Here is a 22,406-nt window from a genome sequence, read left to right as displayed (position 1 = left end):
GCGCGGACGGCCCTGGCCCGTGGCCCGACGTCGTCGCGGACGTCCGGCGCCCCGGGCCGCCGTCGTCGGTCCTCAGCCCTCCCGGCGCGGGACCACGGTGATGGCCCGGGTGTCCGGGGCGGTGTCCGCGACGTGGTCCATGGCCTCGTCCACGTCCCCGGTGCGCTCGTAGGCCGCGTGGATCTGCTCCCACAGGCGGGCGTTGCGGACGCCGATCGCCGCCGGATCCAGCACGGGGTCCTGGCCCGCTCGGCGCTGGCGGTCGTAGTCCTTGAACAGCCGGATGGCCACGGGGCTCAGCAGGATGAGTGCCACGATGTTCACCCACGTGTAGAGGCCGACGCCGAAGTCGGCGAACGCCCACACGAGGGCCGAGCTCTGCACGGACCCGAACACCATGGAGCCGGCCAGCATCAGCCGGGCGATCGCGATGACCGCGCGCTGCGCCGTCTTGTTCGGGATGAGGTAGGCGACATTCGTCTCCGCGTAGAACGCGAAGGAGAGCAGGGTGGTGAAGGAGAAGAGGAAGACGGCAATCGCCACGAAGGACGGGCCGAAGGCGGGCAGTGCCTCGTCGATGGCGATCTGGACCCACGCCGGGCCCTCCTCGACGCCGGGCACGTGCTCCGCGAGCAGACTCTCCCCGTCCGGGCCCAGCACGTTGAAGCTGTTCGTGGCGAGGATCATCAGGCCGGTCATGGTGCAGACGAACAGGGTGTCCACGTAGGCGGAGAACGCCTGGGCCAGGCCCTGCTTCACGGGGTGGGAGACGTGGGCGGCCGCCGAGGCCTGGGCGCCCGAACCGGTGCCGATCTCGGTGGAGTACACGGCACGGCGCACGCCCCACGCGACGGCGGCACCGAGGATGCCGCCGTAGACCGAGTCCAGGCCCAGCGCGCTGGAGAAGATCAGCCCGAACATCGCGGGGACCTGCTGCCACATGAGCCCGACGACGAGCAGCCCCACCAGGATGTACGCGCCGGCCATGAACGGGACCACGAGGCCCACCGTGCGGCCCAGGCGGTGCATGCCGCCGAACACGATCACGCAGAACAGCACGGCCATCCCGAGACCCACCCACAGCGGATCCCAACCCCATGCCTCGGTCGTGGCGGCGGTGACGGCGTTGGCCTGGATCTGCGGGCCGGTGAAGACCGTCGCGAACACGGTGGCCGCGGCGTACGCGACCGCCAGCCACCGCCAGTTCCGGCCGAGCCCCTCGAGGATGTAGTACGCGGGCCCGCCGCGGTACTCGCCGCGGACCTTGTGCTTGTAGAGCTGCGCCAGCGAGCTCTCCACGAGCGCCACGGGGGCGCCGAGGATCGCCGTCACCCACATCCAGAACAGCGCGCCCGGGCCGCCCAGGTAGATCGCGGCCGCGACGCCCGCGATGTTGCCGACCCCGATGCGCCCGCCCAGGGCCATGGCGAACGACTGGAACGAGCTGATCCCCGCCGACGACGATCCTCCCCTGACCAGCTGGCCCACCATGTCCTTGAGCAGCCGCACCTGGGGAGCCGCCATGCGGATCGTGAAGTACAGGCCCAGGGCGAGGAGCCCGACGACCATGGGCAGGCTCCACATGATCGAGTTGGCGGCGGTGACGAACTGCTCCATGGTCACTTCCCAGGTCGCGGACAGGATCCGTGCACTCCATCACATTCGGGCCACCCCGGGCACCCCTGAGCCCCCGGGGGTCCGCGCGGGACCGGCAGGGTCGGCCGGCCAGACACGCCGTGCCGCCCCCGCACCGGCTCACCCCTGCCCCGCTCCCGCCTCCTCCCGCACTGTCACCGCCAGCTCGATGTGTCCGGCCTCCGGGTCCGCGAGGATCTGGCGGATCTCCGGCGCGGCACCGGCGTCCTCCATGTCGAACGCGTCCATGAGCCCCAGCAGATCCGGATGGGGCAGCGCGCCGCCGGGGGCGTCGTCGAGCAGGTCGACCTCGCCCGTGTCGGCCCGCACGTCCACGTACCGCTCCACGCGGCGCGGCAGCGTCCCGGCCACCACCTCGTGCCCGTCGACCCTGAGACCCGCGGGAGCCGGGCCGCTCAGCGGGACGGCCAGGACGGTCTCCACGACGTCGGCGGCGCCCGGCACCGGACGCAGCGCCGTCCACAGCGGCCCGGCGGGTGCCGACCCCGCCTCCGCGAGTGCCTGGAACAGCGTCGCGAAGGCGGCGTTCGCGCGCTCGGTGGTCGACTCCTCACCGGCCTCGTCCAGGGCCACCCGCTGCACGACGCCGGCCCACGGCGTCGGCCCGACCGTGCGCTCCGCCACGGGGCCGGGACGGGCGGGGCCGCCGTCGTCGTCGGGATCCGGGGCCGCGTAGACACCGGCGACCGCGAGCGCGAGCGCGCGGTCCTCGAGGTCGCGGCGGCGTCGCAGCTCGGCCGCGTGCGCCTTCGCGCTCAGTCCGGTGGCGAGGGCGAACTCGCCGACGGTCATCAGGGGGCTCATGGGGCGACCTCTCTCTCAGGTGATCCCAGCGTGGGCGTTCCCCCAAGGGGAGGGTCAAGCGTCGCCCACGGCGCCGCCGCGCGCCGTCCCCGGCACAGCTCTGCGACTGTTACCCCGCGCGTCCTGCGCGGCGCGCGGGCCCGGCCGCACACTGTCTCATGGCAGGCATGATCATCACCGGACTCCTCCTCGGCCTCGTCCTGGGCTTCGTGTTCCAGCGCGGACGCTTCTGCGTCACGGGCGCCTTCCGTGACCTGTTCACCATCCGGTCCACCCGCTGGCTCACCGCGTTCATGGTGATCGTGGCCGTCCAGTCGGTGGGCGTGTTCGCCCTCGACGCGCTCGGCGTGATCACCCTGGAGGCGGAGACGTTCCCGTGGCTCGGCACGATCATCGGCGGCCTGATCTTCGGCTTCTCGATCGTGCTCGCGGGCGGCTGTGCCACCGGCACGTACTACCGCGCGGGCGAGGGCCTCGTGGGCTCGTGGTTCGCGCTGATCTTCTACATCGTGGGCGCCACCGCGTTCCGCAAGGGCCCGCTGGCCGGCACCACCGAGGCCGTCCGCTCCGTCGAGACGCAGACGGGTTCGTTCCAGCAGCTCACGGGGCTGTCCCCGTGGGTGTTCGTGGCGCTGCTCGTGGCCGGCGTCGGCCTGGCCGTGCGTCATCACCTGCGCCGCGAGGCGGCCATGACCCGCTTCCGCCTGCCCGCCGCCAAGACCGGCCTCGCGCACGTGCTCACCGAGAAGGCGTGGCACCCGTTCGTCACCGCCGCGATCATCGGCGTGCTGGCGATCCTCGCGTGGCCGCTCTCCTGGGCGACCGGCCGCGAGTCCGGCCTGGGCATCACCGGCCCGTCCGCGAACATCGGCGCGTTCATCGGCACGGGCGAACTCGAGCTCGTGGACTGGGGCGTGCTGATGGTGACGGGCCTGCTGATCGGCTCGTTCATCGCCGCGAAGGCCTCCGGCGAGTTCCGCGTCCGCGTTCCCGACGCGCAGACCACCGTCCGCTCGATCATCGGCGGCCTCGGCATGGGCTGGGGCGCGGCGTGGGCCGGCGGCTGCACCATCGGCAACGCGATGGTGAACACCGCGACCTTCAGCTTCCAGGGCTGGACCGCCCTCGTGTTCATGGTGCTGGGCACCGGCCTGGCGGCCAAGCTCTTCATCCTCAACCACCGCGGCAAGGGCACGACGCCGGCCCCCACCTCCGGCTCTGGCCTCACCTCGGCCGAGGGCGCGGCGGCGGACGCCGGGGCGGCCCGCCCCGTGAAGCTCACGCCGATCGGCTGAGCCGACCCGCCCACGAACGACCTCTGACCACCGACACCAAGGAGAGAACATCATGGCGAAGCACCTGCTCGAGACCGACGGCCAGGTCTGCCCCTTCCCGCTCGTGGAGGCCAACCAGGCGATGCAGCAGATCCCCTCCGGGGACGAGCTCGTGATCGACTTCGACTGCACCCAGGCCACCGACTCCCTGCCCCGCTGGGCCGCGGAGAACGGCCACGAGGTCACCGACTTCGTGAAGCGCGGCGCCGCGGAGTGGACGATCACCGTGAAGAAGGGCTGAGGGGCGGAGGAGCCCCTCGGCACCTCCGCACTCCGCAGGGGGCTCAGACCTCCAGCAGCACCTTGATCTCGCGGCGCTCGTCCATGGCCTGGTACGCCTCGGCGGCGTCGTCGAGCGGCATGCGCGCGGTGAACACGCGGCCGGGCTGGATCTCGCCGGACTGGATGCGCTCGATCAGCTCGGGTAGGAAGCGGCGGACGGGGGCGGGCCCGCCCTCGAGGTGGATCTCCCGGGCGAAGAGGTCGGAGCCGTCGAGGGTCTGGTCGTGGGAGACGCCCACGAACCCGACGTACCCGCCGGGGCGCACCGAGGCCAGGGCCTGGTCCATGGAGCCCTGCGTGCCGACGGCCTCGCACACCCCGTGCGCGCCGTAGCCGCCGGTGAGCTCGCGCACCTGGGCGGCGCCCTCCTCGCCGCGCTCGGCGATCACGACGTCCGCGCCGAACTCACGGGCGAGCGCGGCCCGATCCTCATGGCGGGAGAACACGATGACCTGCTCCGCGCCGAGGGTCTTGGCGGCCAGGACGGCGCACAGGCCGACGGCGCCGTCGCCGACCACGGCGATGGTCTTGCCGGGGCCGGCCTGCGCGGCGACGGCGGCGTACCAGCCGGTGCCGAGCACATCCGAGGCGGCGAGGTAGTCGGCCAGGCGGTCCGGGTCCGAGGGCTCACCCCCGGGCACCTTCACGAGGGAGCCGTCCGCGAGCTCGACACGCATGTACTGCGCCTGGCTGCCCGTGTACTCGCCGGCGTTGACGCAGCGGGACTGGTAGCCGGCCTGGCAGATCTCGCACGTGTTGTCCGAGAGCATGAACGAGCCGATCACGAAGTCACCGACCTCGAGGGTGGCGACGTCCTCGCCCTTCTCCACGATCGTGCCGACGTACTCGTGGCCCATGCGCCGGTGGTCGACGTCGTTGTGACCGCGGTAGGGCCACAGGTCCGAGCCGCACACGCACGCGGCGGCCAGCTTCAGGACGACGTCCGTGGGCTGAGCGACGCGCGGGGTGTCCACCTCCTCCACGACGACGTCGCCCGGCGCGCGCATGACGACGGCCTTCATCGTCTCGGGGATGGCAGGGGTGGCGGGGGTCTGTGCGGTCATGGTCTGTCCTCCGGTCTGGCCCGGCGGTCCGGGCGGCGGTGTGCGGGGACCAGTCTTGCGCCCCTGAGCCGTGGAGACGACACATCGACGTCGCAGGCGGGGCCGGTGGATGACCGCGCGCCAGCGACATCACCGCCGGGCAGAACCGCGGTGATGTCGCTGGCGTGAGGTCCGCCGACACACCCCGCTCGGCTCACAGCGAACGAGCACCGCCGGGCGTTACGCTGTGGTTCCCATCACATCCGACTCCCCTCGGAGGCCCGTCGTGACCCTCACCCTGCCCGCCCGCCTCGAGCGCACCGCCGCCGAGCACCCGAACTCCACCGCCCTGATCCTCGGCGAGAACCGCATGACGTACGCCGAGCTGCAGGACCAGTCCCAGCGTCTGGCCGGGCTCATGCGGCAGGAGGGCATCGGCCCCGGGGACCGCGTGGCGCTCATGGTGCCGAACATCCCGGCGTTCCCGGTGGTGTTCTTCGCGGCCCTGCAGCTGGGCGCCGTCGTCGTCCCGATGAACCCGCTGTTCAAGCGCCGCGAGATCGAGTACTACCTGGAGGACTCGGGCGCGTCGATGCTGTGGTCCGTGCCGTCCGAGGAAGCCGTGGAGGGCGCCCGCGAGCGCGGTGTGCCGCTGCGCACCCTCGGCGAGGACGGCCTCGCCCCGCACCTCGCGGCGAGCCCCGGCCCGGTGACCGAGACCGTCGAGCGGGACCTCGAGGACGACGCCGTCATCCTCTACACCTCCGGCACCACCGGCCGCCCCAAGGGCGCCCAGCTGACCCACCGGAACATGGGCACCAACGCGGACACCGCGGCGGAGACGCTGATCCAGCTCCAGCACGGGGAGACCGTGCTCGGCTGCCTGCCGCTGTTCCACGTCTTCGGCCTCACGTGCGCGCTCATGGCGCCCGTGACGACGGGCGCCAGCCTGGCGTTGATCCCCCGCTTCGATCCCGCCGTGGCCGCGCAGACCGTCCGGGAGTGCGCGGTGGACGTGTTCATCGGCGTGCCCACCATGTACGGGGCCGTGCTGGCCGCGGCCAAGGACCATCCGGAGGACCTGGCCAGCCTGCGCCTGGGCGTCTCCGGCGGATCGGCCCTGCCCGTGGAGCTGCTGCGCCGCTTCGAGGCCACCTTCGACTGCGAGATCCTCGAGGGCTACGGCCTGTCCGAGACCTCCCCGGTGGCGTGCTTCAACCATCCGGGTGAGGAGCATCAGCCGGGCTCGATCGGACGCGCCGTCCGCGGGTGCGAACTGCAGCTGGTGACGCCGGACGGGGCCGTGGTGCCCGAGGGCGATGAGGAGACCCTGGGCGAGGTGTGGATCCGCGGGGAGAACGTGATGAAGGGCTACTGGGGCAAGCCGGAGGCCACCGCCCAGGCCATCACCGAGGACGGCTGGTTCCGCTCCGGCGACCTCGCCCGGCGCGATGCCGCGGGCAACTACTACATCGTGGACCGCACGAAGGACATGATCCTGCGCGGCGGGCTCAACGTGTACCCGCGCGAGATCGAGGAGGTGCTCTACGAGCACCCGGCCGTCGCGGAGGCCGCCGTGGTGGGGGTGCCCCACCCGGAGCTCGGCCAGGAGGTCGCCGCGCACGTGGTGCTCGCCCCCGGTGCGCACGCCACGGAGGAGGAGCTGATCCAGCACGTGAAGTCCCAGGTGGCGCCCTACAAGTACCCGCGCACCGTGACCGTGCGGGACGGGCTGCCCAAGACCGCCACCGGCAAGATCCTCAAGCGGGAACTGACGCCGGCGGAGTGAGCGGGGTGACCGCCCGGGCCGGACACACGGGTGAGCCTCCCATGACGACCCTGCCGCGTCTGCGGGCGGAGGTGGCCCGGCGGTACGCCGCCCTCGACCTGCCCGCCTGGCCTGCCCCGCACCCGGACGGCGCCCCGCCTCGGGAGGAGGAGTACTCCCGGGTGACCGACCCGCAGCGGTATCGGATCGCGGGCGCCCGGGCCCGCGTGTGGGCCGAGGTGCTCGCGGAGGCGGGCGCCGTCGTCGTGCCGGACCCGGTGCGTGGCATCCCGCTCGACGAGGCCGGGCGCGCCGACCTGGCGGCCCCCGTGGACCGGGCGCTGCGGGTGGCGCCGCCGGCCTGCGTCGACGGCGCCTCCCCCTGGTGGCTGCTGGAGACGGACGTGCCCCAGGACGACGACGGCGGCGTCCTGCCGGTGCTCCGGGTGGCGGTCGGTGCCCCGGGGCAGGTGCACGCGCTGCTCCCGGACTGCGGATGCGACGCCTGCGACCCCGGGTCGGATGAGCTGCTCGAGGCCGTGGACCAGGCGGTCGTGCACGCGGTCGGGACGGGGGTGAGCCTGCGGGGCCGTCATGGGCTGCGGCGCCGGGACTGGCACGTGCACTGGCGCGAGGACGGCACGGCCGAGGCGCTGGGCCGGGTCCCGGGGTGGTCGTTCGAGGCGCTCACGGACGCCTGCCGGGACCTGGCCGCCGGCGGCCGCCCGAGGCTGCCCCGCGGGACCGAGGCGACCGTGCGGGCGGGGTGGCTCCCGGAGGCGTGAGGGGGCGGCGGTGGCCGGGTGCCGCCGCTCAGAACAGTGCCGCCACCCCCCGAGCGGCGAGCGGGACGAGCCGCACGGCCCGCACCACGGTGAACGCGGTGACCACCGAGACGAGCGCCCACTCCCGCCAGGACCCGGTCCGGCCGAGCAGGGGAAGCCGGAACCGTCCGGAGGACTGCCACCACCACAGGCGCGCGGGAGGCTCCGGGCTGAGCGGCCAGAGCAGGGCCACCCCGTTGTTGGTGAGGGCGTCGCCGAGGATGTGCACGCTCACGCCGACGGCCACGGAGGCGGGGATCCACCACAGCCCGTCGCTGAGGACGGTCGCCGACACCGCGACCAGGATGCCGAGTGCCCACGCGGCCCTCCATCCCCGGTTCGGGAGCAGTCGGAGGGCCTTGGCGGCCACGGCCGCCAGGAACGCGGCGATGACCCCCTGCCCCGGTGTGTAGACGTGCCCCGCGATCGGCACCTGGATGGAGGCGGCCGCCGTCGCGACGGCGGTGAACGCCGCGATCCCCACCAGCGAGTGTGTGCCGCGCCGATGCCCGCCGGCCACGTGGCGGATGCCGCGGCTCAGCCACTCGGTCAGGGGCGGCAGGGCGTGGACGACGGTGGCGCGGGGGTGGTCCCAGTCGCTGATCATGGCCGCGCCGGCGGTGGTCACGGCGCCGAGCAGCTGGAGCTCGGCGGGCAGGTGCAGCACGGCGATCGGCGACTGCCAGTGCGTGAGCGCCAGCCAGGCCGCGGCGCCGGTGGCCGCGTGGGACGGGCCCATCATGGGTGGGGTCCTCTCGTTCGCAGGACCGGGCCGCGTCACTGCGCCTGCGAGGGCCGGCGGGCGGCCCGCGGGGAAGGAAGAGGACCAGGGTGGCAGGCGGGGCGGACACGGTAAGGCGGCCGCCGCGGCCGGAGCGGGTCGAGGCGGCTGCCCGGCCGGGGGCGGCCGCCCGGCCCCTCACCCCGTCATCGCCAGCACCAGCGGGGCCAGCAGGGCGGTGAGCACACCGGAGCAGGCCATGGCGAGGGCGGAGAACGCACCGGTCTTCGGCCCCTCAGCGAGGGCGCGGGCGGTGCCGATGCCGTGGGAGCTCACGCCGATGGCCAGACCGCGCACGCGGGGGTCGCGCACGCGCAGCCGGTCGAGCACCCAGGGGGCGAACACGGCGCCGAGCACGCCGGTGAGCACGGGGAGCACGGCGGCGAGGGAGACGATCCCGCCGCCGGCGTCGGCCACCGCCATGGCGATCGGCGTCGTCGCGGACTTGGGGGCGAACGTGGCGGCCAGCGCGGCGTCCCCGCCCATCGCCCGCACGATCAGCACGGCGCTCACCATGGCGGTCAGCGAGCCGACGGTGACCCCGACGGCGACCGGCAGGAGCAGCTTCCGGATGTCAGGGCCGGCCCGGTAGAGGGGGACGGCGAGGGCCACGGTGGCGGGGCCCAGCAGGAAGGTGAGGTAACTGCCGCCGATCATGTAGGTCTCGTAGTCGATGCCGGTCAGGGCCAGGAACGCGGCCACCAGCACGATCGTCACGAGCACGGGCGTGAGCAGGGCGGTCTGCCGGGCGGCGAGCCACAGACGGCGGGAGAGCACGGCGACGGCGAGGGTCAGCGCGATGCCGAACAGCGGTGTGTGCAGGAGCGCGTCCCAGGCCTCGGCGAGGGAGTCGGTGAGTTCGGCGGCGTTCACTGTGCGTCCTCCTTGTCCGTGAGGCGGCGGGCGAGCGGGGCGGCGACGCCGGCGGTGACCACCAGCCCCAGCAGCCAGGGCACCACGAAGCCGACCAGCATCAGCGCCCGGTGTTCCTCGATGAGGCCCAGCACCGCGACGACGCCGACGCCCGCCGGGACGAACAGCAGCGGCAGGTGCTGGAGCAGGTGATGGCTCGCCGTCATCACCGGCGCGTCCTCGGCCGGCCGGCGCCACGCGAGCAGGCCGAGCAGCAGGAGCATGCCCAGCACGGCCCCGGGGATCGGCAGGTGCAGCGTGTCGGCCACGAGCGTGCCCGCCAGCTGGCAGAGCAGCAGGATCAGCAGGCCCTCGATCATCGGGGTTCACCTGCCTCGGACGGGCCCACTGGCGGCAGGCCGGGGACGACGCCGCTCCCCGCGGCGTCGAGGTGCGCCTGCAGGGCGCGCTGGGCGTCTGCGGCGCGCCCGGCGGCCAGCTGGGCGCAGATCTCGGCGTGCCCATCGAGGAGGCGGCGGGCGGCGTCGACGGATCCGCCGGTGGCGGCGTGGATCAGGCGTGCCAGGCGGGGGGCGAAGGTGCGCACGACCTCGTCGAAGGCGGCGTTGCCGCACGTGGCGATCACGTCCCGGTGGAAGCGCACGTCCAGCGCGGAGAAGGCAGCGAGGTCGCCGGCGTCCAGGGCGGCGCGCTGCTGCTCCAGGTTGGCGGTGAGCGTGGCGACGAGGGGCCCGACGGCGTCGGGCCGCGCGGCGACCGTGGCGAGGGCGGTGGACTCGAGGAGGCCGCGCAGGGCCGTGAGGTCGGCCACGCTCTGCGGCGTGAGGGCCTGCACGGCCGCGCCCTTCTTGGGGAGGAGCCGCACCAGGCCCCAGCGCTCGAGCTGGAGGAGGGCCTCCCGGGCCGGCGTCCGGGAGATGCCGGCCTCCGTGGAGAGCTGGACCTCGGTGAGCATCTCCCCCGCGGCGATCTCACCGCGGACGATGCGCCAGGCGACGTCGTGGGCCAGGCGGCCGGCAGCCGTGGCACGACTGCCCCATAAGGGGTCGGAGAGTGGAGTCATGCGGGCCAGAGTAATCGGATGCATGCATGGATGTATGCATTGTGTCGGACTCGGAAGGGGTCCGGGTGGGGAGGCGCCCATGATGCCGGCGCCCACCCTCGCCCCATGACCGTCGCCATCACCCGTCTCGACCCCGCCGGCGCGGACCGCGCGGAGCTCATTGCGCTGCTCACCGGCAACACGTGGCCCTTCCCTGTGCGCCCCACGTCACCCGGCCGGTGGCGAAGGAGGCCATCGAGGACGGCGGCAGGCACCACACACTGTCGGGTCACCAGCTCCCGATGTAGTCCTCCGGGCCGAGGAGACCCCGGGTGTCCGCCCAGGCTCCCCAGCGGTCGAGGAGGAGGGGGATGGCCTGGTCCTCCCACCAGGGCAGATGGACGAGGCCCTGACTCATGCCTCCGCGGTTGAACCGCTCCACATTGACCTTGTCCTCGTCGTAAGGCTCGGCCCCCTCGAGGGAGCGATCGAGCGCATCGCGCAGGAGCCGGCCGAGTTCATACTCACTGGTGGGCATGGGGGTGTCGTCGAGCCGTTCAGCGAGCTCCTCCCAGAGACCGATGCTTCCCCGCAGCCCGTACTGGCGGGGGCGGCGGCGGCGGAACAAGTCGCCGACGGTCGCGCGCGCCGACGAATGGACTTCCACCACGTCCACATCGCGCTTCGCCTGCTCCGCCATGGCCGTGCGGGCTTTCCGGATGCGCTGGCGGAGCAGCTGTGCTTCGGGGCTGGTGCCGCCGTAGATGAGGTTCAACGGCGGGGTGTGCGTGTCGATCACAGGCTTCTCGATGCCCCCGAGCGGTGTCACTTCCGCGAACCCGGCGGGCGCCTGCCACACACGGACGGCGAGGTGACGGCGCATCCAGGTGGTCAGCTGCTCGCCGCTCTCCGGGGTGAGGGAGAATCGACCCGCGGAGGCGACGGCGACTGGCTCCAGGTCCAGCCGATCCACCAGGAGTGCGGCCAGAGTGCGGCGCAGAGTGGAGTGCGCGGTGCCGCCGCCCGCGAAATGCTTGCGTTCCAGGCGGGCCCGCAGGCTGCCCTCGGCCTTGCCGATGTAAAGCACATCGCTTCGACTGACAGACGTGTCCAATCGCAGCTCGGCTCGCGCCGCGTCAGGATCCTGCGCGACAACCGCGTACAGCCCGGTCGAATCCGGCATGACCTCGCCGCCACGCCCACCAATGACCACACCGCCGTCCTCGACGCGTGCGAACAGCTGGGGACTGTTCTGCAGAGCATGGGAAGCGGCCACGATGAGCCCCGCCTTGGTGGTCATGCCAATGTCCTCTCTTCGTCCGGGACATCTACCCCGGCTACGCCTCGAGCCTACGGAGGGCCCTGGACACGGTAGGCGCCCTTGCGATGGATCGCTGAGCCCTCACCGCGCCAAGATCCACCGGTCCTCTGGGCCGAAATTGTGGAGGTCGTCGCAGACGAAGCCGCGTAGCCACGGGACGTGGTCCACGACGCGCCGGTACAGGCCGCGGTGCACGCCGGACTCGTCGCCGATCAGCTGCTCAGCGGACACGTTCATCTCGACGCCAACCGCGCACAGGCGGGCGGGGCTTCACGCCTCGTCGGGCGCCCGGTCCTCCGCGTCGGCGATGACGTCCTCCAGAGCCTGCAGGTGGGGCTCGGCGTCGTCCCCGGCGCCCAGGTCGGCCAGCGCGAGGCGGAGGGCCTCGAGCAGCTCGCCGGCCTCCGGGTCCGCGGCGGCGGAACTCCAGCTCGCCCGCCAGGGCTCCTGGGTGGCGTCCTGCTGCTGGAGGAAGATGAGCCGCTCGACGTCGTCGGCCGGGATCTTGAGTTCCTCACCCCACGCCTGCATGGTCGTGACGTACGTCCGGTACCTGTCGGGGTAGGTCCAGCCGCCGCCGATCCGGACGTCGACGTCCTTCACATGCTCGGCGAACCAGGCGCGCACCACGGAGTCGAGGACGGGGGCGATGTCGGACTCCCGGTGGGCCTTGGTGAGGAAGTAGAGGTACTTGGTGCCGAAGGCCGCGCCGAGGTGCTTGAGGCAGCCGACCCCGCTCTTGCGCTGCTGCCGGATGTGCTCGAAGGCCGCGGGCCCGCCCTGCTCGAGGGTGATGCGGGTGACGTCGGCGAGCTGCTCCTCAAACCCGGGCTGCGCCATGATGCGCTCCACCCGGGAGGGGCCGTAGCCGACCCGTCCGTATCCCCACACCATCGCGGCGATGAAGGCGTCCCGCTGCACGGCGCGGTCCTCGGCGGTCACCTTCGCGGCGTAGCCGGTGACGACGGCGCGGGTCAGCGGCTCACACTCGAGGCAGGCGGGCAGGTCGGGCACGTGGGCCGTCCAGTGATCGAAGGACCAGCGCGTGGGCTCGTCGGCGGGCCTGCCGGCGGCAGCCCACGCATCGAATGAGCGCTGGAGGGCAGGGGGTACGGCGGCAGCGGGAGTACTCGTCATGGCCACACCGTAGGCCAAGGACCGGCACGGGAGGCATGTGCCTTCAGTTCCGGCCCGGCCCGCCACTCCCCTCCGCGATGGCGGTCAGACGGTCCACGTGGGCGGCCCAGCGGTCGGCGTCCCACGGGGGCAGGTTGTTCCCCGGGGCGCGCAGGCCGGCCTGCCCGTCGATCTGCTCCCGCAGGATGTCCGCGTGGCCGGCGTGCCGGGCCTCGTCCAGGGCGACGTGCGCAATGATCTGCGCGAGCGTCACCTCCGCCTTGTCGTCGGGCCACCACGCCACCCGCCCGGGGGCGTCGGCGCCGAGGGCCGTGATGGTCGCGTCCGCGTGGGCGAAGCAACGGCGGGCGAACTCGAGGACGTCCTCGAGGGACTCACCCTCGGCGGCGAACATGTCCACGTTGTCCTCCTCCGGCTGCCCCGCCGCCGCCCAGGGCAGCTGCACCTCGGCGGGGCGGCCGAACGTCTCGCCGAAGTACTCCAGCTCGACGACGGCGGCGTGCTTGACCAGTCCCAGCAGGTTGGTGCCGGTGGGAGTGCGCGGCAGGCGGGCGTCGCGCTCGCTGAGGCCCTCGAGCTTCTGGAGGAGGGCCGCACGCTGGCGGCGCAGCCCGTCGTGGAGGATCTGCTTGTGGTCCATGGGGGGATCCTGCCCCAGATCAGTCAGGCCGCGAACCCCCGCACGAGCTCAGCCACCCGCTCCGGCGCGTCCAGGTGCACGTCGTGCCCCGCGCCGGGCACCTGCACGTGCCGCACATCCGGGCGCCGACGCCGCATCTCGTCCAGCTCTCCGGCGGGCACGTACCCGTTCTCCCCGGTGATCAGCAGGGTTGGCGCGGCGATCTGCCCCCATTCCTCCCACCGGGGCCGCTCGTGGACGGGCCGCAGGGCGGCCTCCAGCACGTCGACGTCGAAGCGTGGCACCCAGCCGGCGTCGACGTCCCGGGTGGAGCGCGGGGAGGGCGCGATTGCGGGCGGCCCCGCCCCTGACTGGCCGTTGCGCACCGCGCGCCTGACGCTGCGCCCACCCCGGGAGGACGACCTCGGCTGGCCCTGCCGGATCGGTGTCTCTGGTGGTGGGGAACGTGGGCATGCCCGTGGGGACGTGATCCTGTGGCTGACGGACCGCGAGTCATCCCGCGGGCCTCACCTCGTGTGTTCGCCTGACCATGGCCGGGACACTACACGCGGCATGAGGCTGGTCAGCCCGGTAGTCCACACCCGGTCAACCCCGCCGGCCCGCACGCGCGGCGAACTCGTCCAGACAGGCGAGCACCTCGGTGGCCAGCCACACCCGGTTCCGACGCTGGCTGGAGACCGGCTGCAGCACACCGGCCTCGACAAGCTGGTCCACGGCCCGCTGGGCGGCCGGGCGCGAGACACCCAGCACCTGGGCCAGGTGGTCCACGGTCACGGCGGGTTGCGCGATGATCACCGCGAGCGCCCGCCAGACCGCCGCGTCCCGCCGGGCGGTGAGCCGCTCGCGCCAGCCGGTCAGGGCCTCGTCCAGGTCCGCGACGAGCTCTCGGCCGTTGCCGACGGCGGCCAGGGCGGCCTGCGCGAAGCGGCGCACGATGGGCGCGGGGTCGCCGTCGCGGTAGGCGGTGAGGGCGTCGAAGTATCCGGCCGTGTCCGTGAGGAGTCCCGCGGAGAGGGGCACCCCCATACGGGTGATCGCGCCGGCCCGATGCAACACGGCGTGCACGAGGACGCGCCCGGTGCGGCCGTTGCCGTCCGCGAACGGGTGGATGGTCTCGAACTGGGCGTGCGCGATGGCGGCCTGCACGAGGGCGGGCACGTCCGTGCGGCGCAGGTAGGCGAAGAGATCGTCCATCCCGGCACGCAGGCGCTCCGGGTGGGGCGGGACGAACTGCGCCGTGTGCGGCGTGGGCACCCCGCCCCCGATCCACCCCTGCGCATCGCGGTAGGCGCCCGGCCGGGCATGCTCCTGACCGTCCATGAGGGCACGATGGGCGGCCAGCAGGGCGGGCTCGTCGAGGTCGGCGGCCAGCCGGGAAGCAGCGCCCATGGCCCTCACGTTCGCCGCCACGAGCGTTGCGTTCGGGCGGGTGCGTTCGCCGAGAGTCGCCAGGGCGAGGGCTCGCGCGCCCGCGGTGATGTGCTCGATCTGCGAGGAGGACGCGGACTCAGTGCGCAGGAGCACCGCGTCGATCGGGGCGATCTCGCCGGTGAGCCCCGGGAGGGCGTGGCTGATCTCAGCATCGAAGCGCACGACGGCGGCCGTCGCCTCCTCGACCTCGGTCGCCAGATCAGAGGGCAGGTCGAGCCCGAGTCGGGCGATGCGGGCCGGGAGCGCGGCTCGATACGGGCCCGAGGCGCGCACGCGAGCGCTGCGGGAGCGCAGCCCGGCGTCATCCGGGCCCGCGGCCCAGGGGCGCTCTTCCCAGCCGACGGCCCACGGGGTCGGGCGCGGATCGTTGCTCATGCCGCCACCTTACGCAACGTTATGTCTAGAGAGTTGCGTACTTCTGGGCGTCGTGAGGTGGAAAGCCGTCTGCCCCGGGCCCGATGCTCCGAGGCGAGCATCGCGTAAGTGACGCCGTCCACCCAGCCGCGGGTGCGGTGCAGTGACTCCTCCTTGAAGGTGCCCTCGTGGCGCAGGCCGACCTTCTCCATCACGCGCAGGATGGGCGCGTTGTCCGCGAAGGCGTGAGCCTCCACGGGTCGGACGCCGAGGCCTGCGAAGGCGAGGTCCAACAGGGCACAGGCCAGCTCGGTGGCGCGGCCCCGGCCGGCGTGGGCCTGGGCTATGGTCCAGCCGATCTCGGCCTGCGCGTCCCGGGCTTCCTCGCGCGGTGCGCCGCGAGGTCGAGGAGGGGCGTGGCCATGGGGTCACGGCAACGGGCGGCGGTGACGTCCCCTCCCCTACTCTCGGCCCCATGGACGTCACCTTCACTCCACTCGACCCGGCAGGCGCCGACCGGGACGCGCTCGTCGCCCTGCTCACCGAGAACGCGTGGCCGTTCCACACGCGCCCGCGCGTCACCCGGCCGGAGGCGGAGAAGGCCGTCGATGGCGGCGCCTGGGAGGATGAGGACCACCGCACCTTCTGGATCGAGCATCCCGAGCACGGCCGCGTCGGCGTGGTGCGCCTGGAGGACCTCACGGACCCCACCCCCTTGTTCGACCTGCGCGTGGCGGAGCGGTTCCGCGGGCGCGGGCTCGGCGCGCAGATCCTCACCGCGCTCACCCGGCGCGTCTTCGAGACGATGCCCGCGGTGGACCGCTTCGAGGGCCAGACCCGCGAGGACAACGTCCCCATGCTGCGCACCTTCCGCCGGGCCGGCTGGGTCAAGGAGGCGCACTACCGGCGCGGCTGGCCCGTGGACGGCGGCGAGCCGCTCGCGTCCGTGGCCTACGCAATGTTGCGCCAGGACTGGGCGTCCGGCACGACGACGCCGGTCCCCGCCGACGTCGACGCCCCGCCTCCGGTGGGGCGCAAGGAGGGCGCGGCTGCGGGCGGCCGCGCCCCTGACTGGCCGTTGCCCACCGCGCGGCTGACGCTGCGGCCGCACCGGGAGGACGACTTCGGCTGGCTGCAGGAGATGTACACGCAGCCCGAGGTGGTGCGCCACCTGCTGGACGAGCCCTGGGACGAGGCGACCGCGCGGGCGAAGCTGGCCAAGCGGATCACGTGGGACGACCTCGGCGGCCCGTCCGGGGCGGCGTCCCTGGTGGTGGAGCACGCGGGCGTCCCCGTGGGTGACGTGATCCTGTGGCTGACGGACCGCGAGCGCGGTGTCGCGGAGATCGGCTGGGCACTGGATCCGCGACATGCCGGTCAAGGCTTCGCCCGGGAGGCCGCGGCTGCGCTGCTGGACCTGGGGTTCGAGACGTCTGGCCTGCACCGGGTAGTGGCACAGATGGATGCCCGCAACACGGCGTCCGCCCGACTGGCCGAGATGCTCGGGATGCGTCGAGAGGCACACCACCGGCAGGACCTGTGGAGCAAGGGCGAGTGGACGGACACCCTCGTCTACGCGATGCTCGCGAGCGACCGGGGGGTGAGGGGCCATCTATGACGACGAACGGACTTCTACGCTCACCCCATGCAGCTCGAGACCGTGAGGGGGTGGACTCGCGAGGCTCACCAGGTGTGCGGACCGAGGTCCTCGAGGATCTCCAGGTCGAGAGGCCACTCGTCAGGGCGGGGAGTCTCGGGGAGCACCGGCTCGTAGGCGCCGACGTAGACGACCTCCCCCAAGCCGAGGCCGGTGGCCTCCTCCGGCTCAAGGATCGTCAGGTCAGCGTGGCCGGGGACGCGGTCGATCTCGGCGAGCCGCCCCGAGGGCCACACCTCGTGTGCCGCCCTCACCACGGCCCGCACACGACGCAACGGGATCGACCCGGCGGGGCTGCCGTCGTCGTGATGGGTGACGACCCAGCCTGCAGAGGCCAGGGGCCCAGCCTGACTCACTCCCCGGGAGGGCAGCAGGATCAGCTCGTGGACTTCCCCCACGGCGATCGGGTCACCGCAGCATTCCTGCTCCCAGTCCGAGAGCGAGGCGCGGCCGACGGCGCCGACGGTGATGTCCATGGTCGGAGTGTAGGGGCGAGGCCTCACCCGTGGGCGCGCGTCACCCGGGGCGCTCCGCCCTCGTTCCAGCGGAACAGGGTGAGGTGCCACAGCCCGGGGACCGTGCGAGACGGGCCACCTCCACGCGCACCGACGTGGCCCTGTGCGAGCGGCTCGGGTTCCGCGAGACCGTACCCGGCGCGTGGGCACCCGCGACCCGGGAGTGACATCATGGACCTCGGCTCGCGCTGATACTGGGTATCGTGAGCCACGCCACTACACTGTGCTTCCACTGATAAAGGAGCAACCCCCCATGCCGACCCTGCGAACCGTCCCCCTCTCCGCCGCCACGCGGGAGGACCACCTCGCCCGCCTCCGGGCCACCAGCCCGGAGGCCCCCCTCGACATCCTGGTCGTGGGCGGCGGCTCCACCGGCGTGGGCGCCGCGTTCGACGCGGCCACCCGCGGCCTCGACGTGGGCATCGTCGAGGCCCGCGACTGGGCCTCCGGGACCTCGTCCCGCTCCTCCCGCCTCATGCACGGTGGCCTGCGCTACCTCGAGATGCTGGACGTCAAGCTGGTGTACGAGGCGCTGCGGGAGCGCGACCTGCTGCTCACCCAGACCGCGCCCCACCTGGTGCGTCCCCTGCGCTTCGTCTTCCCGTTCTTCCACAAGGTGATCGACCGCGGCTTCATCGGCGCCGGCGTCACCATGTACGACGCCATGCAGTCGCTCGGCCGCCGCCGCGCGATGGGCGCGCACCGCCATCTCAGCCGCCGCTCCATGGCCGCGACCTTCCCCTCCCTCGACGACGAGAAGATCGTCGGCGCGGTGGAGTACGCCGACGCCCAGTTCGACGACGCCCGCCTGGCCATGATGCTCGTGCGATCCGCCGTGGACCACGGCGCCGTGGCCGCCAACTACACCGCCGTCACCGGCTACCTGCGCGGCGACGACGGCCGTGTGCAGGGCGTGCGTGTCCGCGAGGAGACCTCCGGCGAGGAGTTCGACGTGCACGCGCGCGCCGTCATCCTGGCCGGGGGCGTGTGGACCCAGGAGCAGCAGGAGCTGGCCGGGGCCGACGGCGGCCTCGAGGTGCTCGCCTCCAAGGGCGCCCACATCACCGTCCCGCGCGACCGCATCCGCGCCGACGCCGCCACCGGCGTGATCACCAAGACGGAGAAGTCCGTGCTGTTCCTCATCCCGTGGGACGAGTACTGGGTGATCGGCACCACGGACACCCCGTGGGCGGAGGACGTGGCCCATCCGGCCACCACCGCGGACGACATCGACTACATCCTCGAGCACGCCAACGCGGTGCTGAAGGAGGACCTCACGCGAGACGACGTGATCGCCACGTACGCCGGCCTGCGCCCGCTCCTGCAGCCGGTCACCGGATCCGACGGCGGCTCCACCAAGATCTCCCGTGAGCACACCGTCACCGAGGTGGCCCCCGGCCTCACCGCCGTGGCCGGCGGCAAGTGGACCACGTACCGGGCCATGGCCGAGGACGTCGTGGACTTCGTGGTGCGCGAGACCCACCCGACCCGTCCCAGCCTCACCGAGCACATCCCCGTGCTCGGCGGCCTCGGCTACTCGGAGATCGAGGCGGAGGCGGACCGCATCGCCGCCGACTACGGCCTGGACGAGGCCCGCGTGGACCGGCTCCTGTTCCGCTACGGCACCGTGCTGCGCCACGTGCTCGACCTGATCGACGCCGACCCGTCCCTGAGCGTCCCTCTCGCCGAGGCGCCGCGCTACCTGCGCGCCGAGATCGTCCACGCCGCCCGGGCCGAGGGCGTCGTCCACCTGGACGACGTCATCGAGCGCCGCACGCGCCTGTCCACCGAGGTCCGTGACCGCGGCGTCGCGGCGGCCGCGGAGATCGCGTCCCTCGTGGCCCCCGAGCTGGGCTGGGATGAAGAGCGCATCGCCGGTGAGATCCGGGCGTACAAGGACCTCGTCGCCGCCCGCCTCCGCGGCGAGACCGCCCACGACGACGTCACCGCCGCCGCCGCGCTCGCAGCTGCCGACGCCGCCCCCGTCCACGGAAAGGAGCCCGTCCATGGGCACGATCTTCCTGCATGAGATCGCCGGCACGGCCATCCTCCTCCTGCTCGGCGTCGGCGTCGTCGCCAACGTCGTCCTGACGAAGACCAAGGGCAACGGCGGAGGCTGGCTGCTCATCAGCTTCGGCTGGGGGCTGGGCGTCTTCGCGGGCGTCTACGTCGCTGCCGCGACCGGTGCGCACCTGAACCCCGCCGTGACCGTCGGCCTGCTCGTCAGCGGCGCCGAGGAGTACGCCCCCGGCATCGCCGTGACCCTCGGCACCACGCTCGCGTACTTCGCGGCGCAGCTGATCGGCGCCTTCCTCGGCGCGGCCCTGGCCTGGCTGGCCTACCGCGACCACTACCGGGCGGAGACGGACCAGGGCGCGATCCTGGGCACGTTCGCCACAGGTCCCGAGATCCGCAACCCGCTGTGGAACATGGTCACCGAGGTGATCGCCACGTTCGTCCTGGTGTTCGTGATCCTGCTCTTCGGCTCCACCCCCTCCGGGCTCGGCCCGCTCGCGGTGGCCCTGCTCGTCGTCGCGATCGGCGCGAGCCTGGGCGGCCCCACGGGGTACGCCATCAACCCGGCGCGCGACCTGGGCCCCCGCCTGTTCCACGCTGTCGCGCCGATCCGGCACAAGGGCGGCTCGGACTGGGGTTACGCCTGGGTGCCGATCGTCGGCCCGCTCGTCGGCGCCGTCCTGGCCGGCCTCGCCGCGCCTCTGTTCGTCTGAGCGGTCTGCCCGTCCAACCCCGGCGGGCACGTTCCCCGTCGGGAACGTGCCCGCCACCCCCACACCCCCGTGACCACCTCCGAAGGAGTAGGACATGACCACCCCCCGCTACGTGATGGCCATCGACCAGGGCACCACGTCCACGCGCGCGATCCTCTTCGACCACAGTGGGGCCATCGTGTCCACTGGTCAGCGCGAACACGAGCAGATCTTCCCGCGCGCCGGCTGGGTGGAGCACGACCCGGTGGAGATCTGGACGAACACCCGCGAGGTCATCGGCGAGGCCCTGGCCCGCGCCGAGGTGACCCGACACGACGTCGCCGCCGTGGGCATCACGAACCAGCGTGAGACCACCGTGGTGTGGGACCGCAACACCGGCAAGCCGGTGTACAACGCCATCGTGTGGCAGGACACCCGCACCGACCACCTCTGCGAGCGCCTGGCCGGCGACGTCGGCGCGGACCGCTACAAGGAGCGCGTCGGGCTGCCCCTGGCCACGTACTTCTCCGGCCCCAAGGTGGCCTGGATTCTGGAGAACGTGGACGGTGCCCGGGAGGCCGCCGAGAACGGCGACCTCATCTTCGGCACCACGGACTCGTGGCTCGTGTGGAATCTCACCGGCGGCGGCGAGGGCGGCCGGCACGTCACCGACGTCACCAACGCCTCCCGCACCATGCTGATGAACCTGGACACCCTCGACTGGAACGAGGAGATCTGCGCGGACATGGGCATCCCGATGTCCATGCTTCCGGAGATCGTCAGCTCCTCCGCCGAGGTGGGCACCGTATCCGGCCAGCAGCTGCTGCGCGAGACGCCGATCACCGGCATCCTGGGCGACCAGCACGCGGCGACCTTCGGCCAGGCGTGCTTCGAGGTCGGCCAGGCCAAGAACACGTACGGCACCGGCAACTTCATGCTGATCAACACCGGCGAGGAGCCGGTGCACTCGGACAACGGCCTGCTCACCACGGTGGCGTACCGCATTGGCGACCAGAAGCCGGTGTACGCGCTGGAGGGCTCGATCGCCGTCACCGGCTCGCTGATCCAGTGGCTGCGGGACAACCTCGGGATGATCGGCAGCGCCCCGGAGGTCGAGACCCTGGCCGCCGGCGTGGAGGACAACGGCGGCGTGTACTTCGTCCCCGCGTTCTCCGGCCTCTTCGCCCCGCACTGGGACGCCGCGGCCCGCGGCGTCATGGTGGGCATGACCCGTTACGTCAACAAGGGGCACATCGCCCGCGCGGCGCTCGAGGCCACCGCCTTCCAGAGCCGCGAGGTCCTGGACGCCATGAACGCGGACTCCGGCGTGGACCTGACCGAACTGAAGGTCGACGGTGGCATGGTCGCCAACGAGCTGCTCATGCAGTTCCAGGCGGACCTGCTGCGCGTGCCCGTCGTGCGCCCCAAGGTCATCGAGACCACCGCTCTCGGCGCCGCCTACGCCGCAGGCCTGGCGGTGGGGTTCTGGGCGTCCCAGGACGAGCTCGTGGCCAACTGGGAAGAGGACAAGCGCTGGGAGCCCACCACGGACGAGGAGGAGGTTGAGCGCGCCCTGCGGCTGTGGAAGAAGGCCGTGGAACGCTCCCGCGACTGGGTCGACGAGGACGTCGAGTCGGCCCAGGGCTGACCGTCCGGTCCGTAGGCCGGTCCGGCCGGCTCCGTGCGCCCCGGGCCGGTCCGGGCCGGTCCGGCCCCTCCGGAAGGACCCCGTGCAGCACTACCCCCTCGTCGGCCGCCTGCGCGCGGAGCGGGGCGGAGTCGGTGCCGCTGCCATCGGCGCAGTGGCCAGGCCCGAGGCGCCCGGCTGCTCCGACGTCAAGCTGTCCTCACCCAGGGCGTCCTCTTCCCCCGCCGCTTCCGCCCAAGGCGGCGGTGGACAGGCAGGCGAAGTAGTCCGCATCCACGTTCCGGCTGTCCTTGATGGCGCTCCGATGTGGAATCTCCTCGGAGAGGTTCTCCTCGTCCGCGTTGTTTGCCGAAGCCACCACCTTTTCGAGGCCGGCCACCTCGGGCCGGAGTTCGCGCGCCCGTCGTCGCATCCTGCCCTGGCCGGTCCACTCATGGGTGCGTTCGGTGAGGGCGTCGAATGGGTTCTCACACGCCGACAATCGGCGTGCTCGTTCGACGACGTTGGACGCCAGGATGTCCCTGAGCATCGTCTGTCAAGGGCCATTGAGTTCTGCCCATAGGCGGCCAGTGTTTCTTCCCGCTGGTG

General features: G+C 72.8%; 23 protein-coding genes and 1 pseudogene. 8 read left to right on the top strand and 16 right to left on the bottom strand.

Annotated elements, in window-relative coordinates; all coding sequences use genetic code 11:
* Positions 1–72: 72 nt before the first annotated feature.
* On the bottom strand, positions 73–1,617 hold the full coding sequence (locus NR073_RS07740) for a sodium:alanine symporter family protein (protein WP_044659357.1): 1,545 nt from the start codon (positions 1,615–1,617) through the stop codon (positions 73–75).
* Positions 1,618–1,755: 138 nt separating this feature from the next.
* Entirely contained in the window at positions 1,756–2,460 is a 705-nt protein-coding gene (locus tag NR073_RS07735) for a hypothetical protein (protein ID WP_044659358.1), read from the bottom strand.
* Between the two features lie 167 nt (positions 2,461–2,627).
* Between NR073_RS07735 and NR073_RS07730 the strand changes: the two genes are divergently transcribed.
* Both NR073_RS07730 and NR073_RS07725 read left to right on the top strand, forming a co-directional pair.
* A complete protein-coding gene (locus tag NR073_RS07730; RefSeq protein ID WP_044659359.1) occupies positions 2,628–3,755 on the top strand; it encodes a YeeE/YedE family protein in 1,128 nt (375 codons plus the stop codon).
* A 52-nt stretch (positions 3,756–3,807) separates the two neighbouring features.
* On the top strand, positions 3,808–4,035 hold the full coding sequence (locus tag NR073_RS07725) for a sulfurtransferase TusA family protein (protein WP_002855519.1): 228 nt from the start codon (positions 3,808–3,810) through the stop codon (positions 4,033–4,035).
* A gap of 43 nt (positions 4,036–4,078) precedes the next feature.
* On the opposite strand, the gene NR073_RS07720 is transcribed toward NR073_RS07725, so the two are convergent.
* Positions 4,079–5,140, bottom strand: coding sequence for a zinc-binding dehydrogenase (locus NR073_RS07720; protein WP_044659360.1), 1,062 nt, complete (start codon positions 5,138–5,140; stop codon positions 4,079–4,081).
* A 265-nt stretch (positions 5,141–5,405) separates the two neighbouring features.
* Here NR073_RS07720 and NR073_RS07715 point away from each other — a divergent pair, with 265 nt between their 5' ends.
* Both NR073_RS07715 and NR073_RS07710 read left to right on the top strand, forming a co-directional pair.
* Complete coding sequence (locus NR073_RS07715) at positions 5,406–6,908, top strand: long-chain fatty acid--CoA ligase (protein ID WP_044659361.1); 1,503 nt, start codon at positions 5,406–5,408, stop codon at positions 6,906–6,908.
* Positions 6,909–6,949: 41 nt separating this feature from the next.
* Positions 6,950–7,672, top strand: coding sequence for a DUF6226 family protein (locus NR073_RS07710; RefSeq protein ID WP_044659362.1), 723 nt, complete (start codon positions 6,950–6,952; stop codon positions 7,670–7,672).
* Between the two features lie 28 nt (positions 7,673–7,700).
* Here NR073_RS07710 and NR073_RS07705 read toward each other — a convergent pair whose 3' ends face one another.
* The 11 genes and pseudogenes from NR073_RS07705 to NR073_RS07655 all read right to left on the bottom strand — a co-directional run.
* A complete protein-coding gene (locus NR073_RS07705) occupies positions 7,701–8,453 on the bottom strand; it encodes a metal-dependent hydrolase (RefSeq protein WP_044659363.1) in 753 nt (250 codons plus the stop codon).
* A 177-nt stretch (positions 8,454–8,630) separates the two neighbouring features.
* Positions 8,631–9,365, bottom strand: a complete 735-nt coding sequence (locus tag NR073_RS07700) for an LrgB family protein (protein WP_044659364.1) — start codon at positions 9,363–9,365, stop codon at positions 8,631–8,633.
* Positions 9,362–9,724 carry a CidA/LrgA family protein gene (locus NR073_RS07695; RefSeq protein ID WP_036315546.1) on the bottom strand — a complete coding sequence of 121 codons (363 nt, stop codon included), beginning with the start codon at positions 9,722–9,724 and terminating at the stop codon, positions 9,362–9,364. The genes NR073_RS07700 and NR073_RS07695 overlap by 4 nt, the downstream gene beginning before the upstream one ends.
* A complete protein-coding gene (locus NR073_RS07690) occupies positions 9,721–10,428 on the bottom strand; it encodes a GntR family transcriptional regulator (RefSeq protein ID WP_041104849.1) in 708 nt (235 codons plus the stop codon). The genes NR073_RS07695 and NR073_RS07690 overlap by 4 nt, the downstream gene beginning before the upstream one ends.
* Before the next feature lie 268 nt (positions 10,429–10,696).
* On the bottom strand, positions 10,697–11,707 hold the full coding sequence (locus tag NR073_RS07685) for a GIY-YIG nuclease family protein (protein WP_052833440.1): 1,011 nt from the start codon (positions 11,705–11,707) through the stop codon (positions 10,697–10,699).
* Positions 11,708–11,809: 102 nt separating this feature from the next.
* On the bottom strand, positions 11,810–11,965 hold the full coding sequence (locus NR073_RS07680; RefSeq protein ID WP_155643142.1) for a hypothetical protein: 156 nt from the start codon (positions 11,963–11,965) through the stop codon (positions 11,810–11,812).
* A 33-nt stretch (positions 11,966–11,998) separates the two neighbouring features.
* Complete coding sequence (locus NR073_RS07675) at positions 11,999–12,865, bottom strand: hypothetical protein (protein ID WP_131661463.1); 867 nt, start codon at positions 12,863–12,865, stop codon at positions 11,999–12,001.
* Positions 12,866–12,908: 43 nt separating this feature from the next.
* Entirely contained in the window at positions 12,909–13,505 is a 597-nt protein-coding gene (locus NR073_RS07670) for a DinB family protein (RefSeq protein WP_044659366.1), read from the bottom strand.
* Between the two features lie 23 nt (positions 13,506–13,528).
* Complete coding sequence (locus NR073_RS07665) at positions 13,529–13,870, bottom strand: alpha/beta fold hydrolase (protein WP_049147456.1); 342 nt, start codon at positions 13,868–13,870, stop codon at positions 13,529–13,531.
* 220 nt (positions 13,871–14,090) lie between these two features.
* A complete protein-coding gene (locus NR073_RS07660; RefSeq protein ID WP_060973983.1) occupies positions 14,091–15,311 on the bottom strand; it encodes a Fic family protein in 1,221 nt (406 codons plus the stop codon).
* Positions 15,308–15,655, bottom strand: a pseudogene (locus NR073_RS07655) (GNAT family N-acetyltransferase); the annotation flags it as partial. The pseudogene NR073_RS07655 and the gene NR073_RS07660, both read right to left, overlap by 4 nt.
* Positions 15,656–15,765: 110 nt before the next feature.
* On the opposite strand from NR073_RS07655, the gene NR073_RS11190 reads away from it, so the two are divergent.
* On the top strand, positions 15,766–16,908 hold the full coding sequence (locus tag NR073_RS11190) for a GNAT family N-acetyltransferase (RefSeq protein WP_044659368.1): 1,143 nt from the start codon (positions 15,766–15,768) through the stop codon (positions 16,906–16,908).
* A gap of 65 nt (positions 16,909–16,973) precedes the next feature.
* Here NR073_RS11190 and NR073_RS07640 read toward each other — a convergent pair whose 3' ends face one another.
* Entirely contained in the window at positions 16,974–17,423 is a 450-nt protein-coding gene (locus tag NR073_RS07640) for a hypothetical protein (protein ID WP_044659369.1), read from the bottom strand.
* A 292-nt stretch (positions 17,424–17,715) separates the two neighbouring features.
* Between NR073_RS07640 and NR073_RS07635 the strand changes: the two genes are divergently transcribed.
* From NR073_RS07635 to glpK, 3 genes are all read left to right on the top strand, one after another.
* Positions 17,716–19,491, top strand: coding sequence for a glycerol-3-phosphate dehydrogenase/oxidase (locus NR073_RS07635; RefSeq protein ID WP_044659370.1), 1,776 nt, complete (start codon positions 17,716–17,718; stop codon positions 19,489–19,491).
* Positions 19,469–20,191, top strand: coding sequence for an MIP/aquaporin family protein (locus NR073_RS07630; protein ID WP_144825635.1), 723 nt, complete (start codon positions 19,469–19,471; stop codon positions 20,189–20,191). The genes NR073_RS07635 and NR073_RS07630 overlap by 23 nt, the downstream gene beginning before the upstream one ends.
* A gap of 94 nt (positions 20,192–20,285) precedes the next feature.
* Positions 20,286–21,818 carry a glycerol kinase GlpK gene (gene glpK / locus NR073_RS07625; protein WP_049145088.1) on the top strand — a complete coding sequence of 511 codons (1,533 nt, stop codon included), beginning with the start codon at positions 20,286–20,288 and terminating at the stop codon, positions 21,816–21,818.
* A gap of 199 nt (positions 21,819–22,017) precedes the next feature.
* On the opposite strand, the gene NR073_RS07620 is transcribed toward glpK, so the two are convergent.
* Positions 22,018–22,347 (bottom strand): hypothetical protein, encoded by a 330-nt coding sequence (locus NR073_RS07620; protein ID WP_230956183.1) that lies wholly within the window; start codon positions 22,345–22,347, stop codon positions 22,018–22,020.
* Positions 22,348–22,406: the final 59 nt, after the last annotated feature.

Source organism: Micrococcus sp. Mcc28, assembly GCF_024519775.1.
GTDB classification, from domain to species: domain Bacteria; phylum Actinomycetota; class Actinomycetes; order Actinomycetales; family Micrococcaceae; genus Micrococcus; species Micrococcus luteus.
This window is presented reverse-complemented; position numbering and strand designations above follow the sequence as displayed.

Bases quoted from the DNA above. Each gene is read 5' to 3' on its own strand.
- NR073_RS07640 (WP_044659369.1), bottom strand. From the start codon at position 17,423: ATGGACATCACCGTCGGCGCCGTCGGCCGCGCCTCGCTCTCGGACTGG.
- NR073_RS07685 (WP_052833440.1), bottom strand. From the start codon at position 11,707: ATGACCACCAAGGCGGGGCTCATCGTGGCCGCTTCCCATGCTCTGCAG.
- NR073_RS07730 (WP_044659359.1), top strand. From the start codon at position 2,628: ATGATCATCACCGGACTCCTCCTCGGCCTCGTCCTGGGCTTCGTGTTC.
- NR073_RS07635 (WP_044659370.1), top strand. From the start codon at position 17,716: ATGCCGACCCTGCGAACCGTCCCCCTCTCCGCCGCCACGCGGGAGGAC.
- NR073_RS07660 (WP_060973983.1), bottom strand. From the start codon at position 15,311: ATGAGCAACGATCCGCGCCCGACCCCGTGGGCCGTCGGCTGGGAAGAG.
- NR073_RS07675 (WP_131661463.1), bottom strand. From the start codon at position 12,865: ATGACGAGTACTCCCGCTGCCGCCGTACCCCCTGCCCTCCAGCGCTCA.
- NR073_RS07705 (WP_044659363.1), bottom strand. From the start codon at position 8,453: ATGATGGGCCCGTCCCACGCGGCCACCGGCGCCGCGGCCTGGCTGGCG.
- NR073_RS07725 (WP_002855519.1), top strand. From the start codon at position 3,808: ATGGCGAAGCACCTGCTCGAGACCGACGGCCAGGTCTGCCCCTTCCCG.
- glpK (WP_049145088.1), top strand. From the start codon at position 20,286: ATGACCACCCCCCGCTACGTGATGGCCATCGACCAGGGCACCACGTCC.
- NR073_RS07630 (WP_144825635.1), top strand. From the start codon at position 19,469: ATGGGCACGATCTTCCTGCATGAGATCGCCGGCACGGCCATCCTCCTC.
- NR073_RS07670 (WP_044659366.1), bottom strand. From the start codon at position 13,505: ATGGACCACAAGCAGATCCTCCACGACGGGCTGCGCCGCCAGCGTGCG.
- NR073_RS11190 (WP_044659368.1), top strand. From the start codon at position 15,766: ATGGACGTCACCTTCACTCCACTCGACCCGGCAGGCGCCGACCGGGAC.
- NR073_RS07710 (WP_044659362.1), top strand. From the start codon at position 6,950: ATGACGACCCTGCCGCGTCTGCGGGCGGAGGTGGCCCGGCGGTACGCC.
- NR073_RS07695 (WP_036315546.1), bottom strand. From the start codon at position 9,724: ATGATCGAGGGCCTGCTGATCCTGCTGCTCTGCCAGCTGGCGGGCACG.
- NR073_RS07740 (WP_044659357.1), bottom strand. From the start codon at position 1,617: ATGGAGCAGTTCGTCACCGCCGCCAACTCGATCATGTGGAGCCTGCCC.
- NR073_RS07735 (WP_044659358.1), bottom strand. From the start codon at position 2,460: ATGAGCCCCCTGATGACCGTCGGCGAGTTCGCCCTCGCCACCGGACTG.
- NR073_RS07620 (WP_230956183.1), bottom strand. From the start codon at position 22,347: ATGCTCAGGGACATCCTGGCGTCCAACGTCGTCGAACGAGCACGCCGA.
- NR073_RS07680 (WP_155643142.1), bottom strand. From the start codon at position 11,965: ATGAACGTGTCCGCTGAGCAGCTGATCGGCGACGAGTCCGGCGTGCAC.
- NR073_RS07720 (WP_044659360.1), bottom strand. From the start codon at position 5,140: ATGACCGCACAGACCCCCGCCACCCCTGCCATCCCCGAGACGATGAAG.
- NR073_RS07690 (WP_041104849.1), bottom strand. From the start codon at position 10,428: ATGACTCCACTCTCCGACCCCTTATGGGGCAGTCGTGCCACGGCTGCC.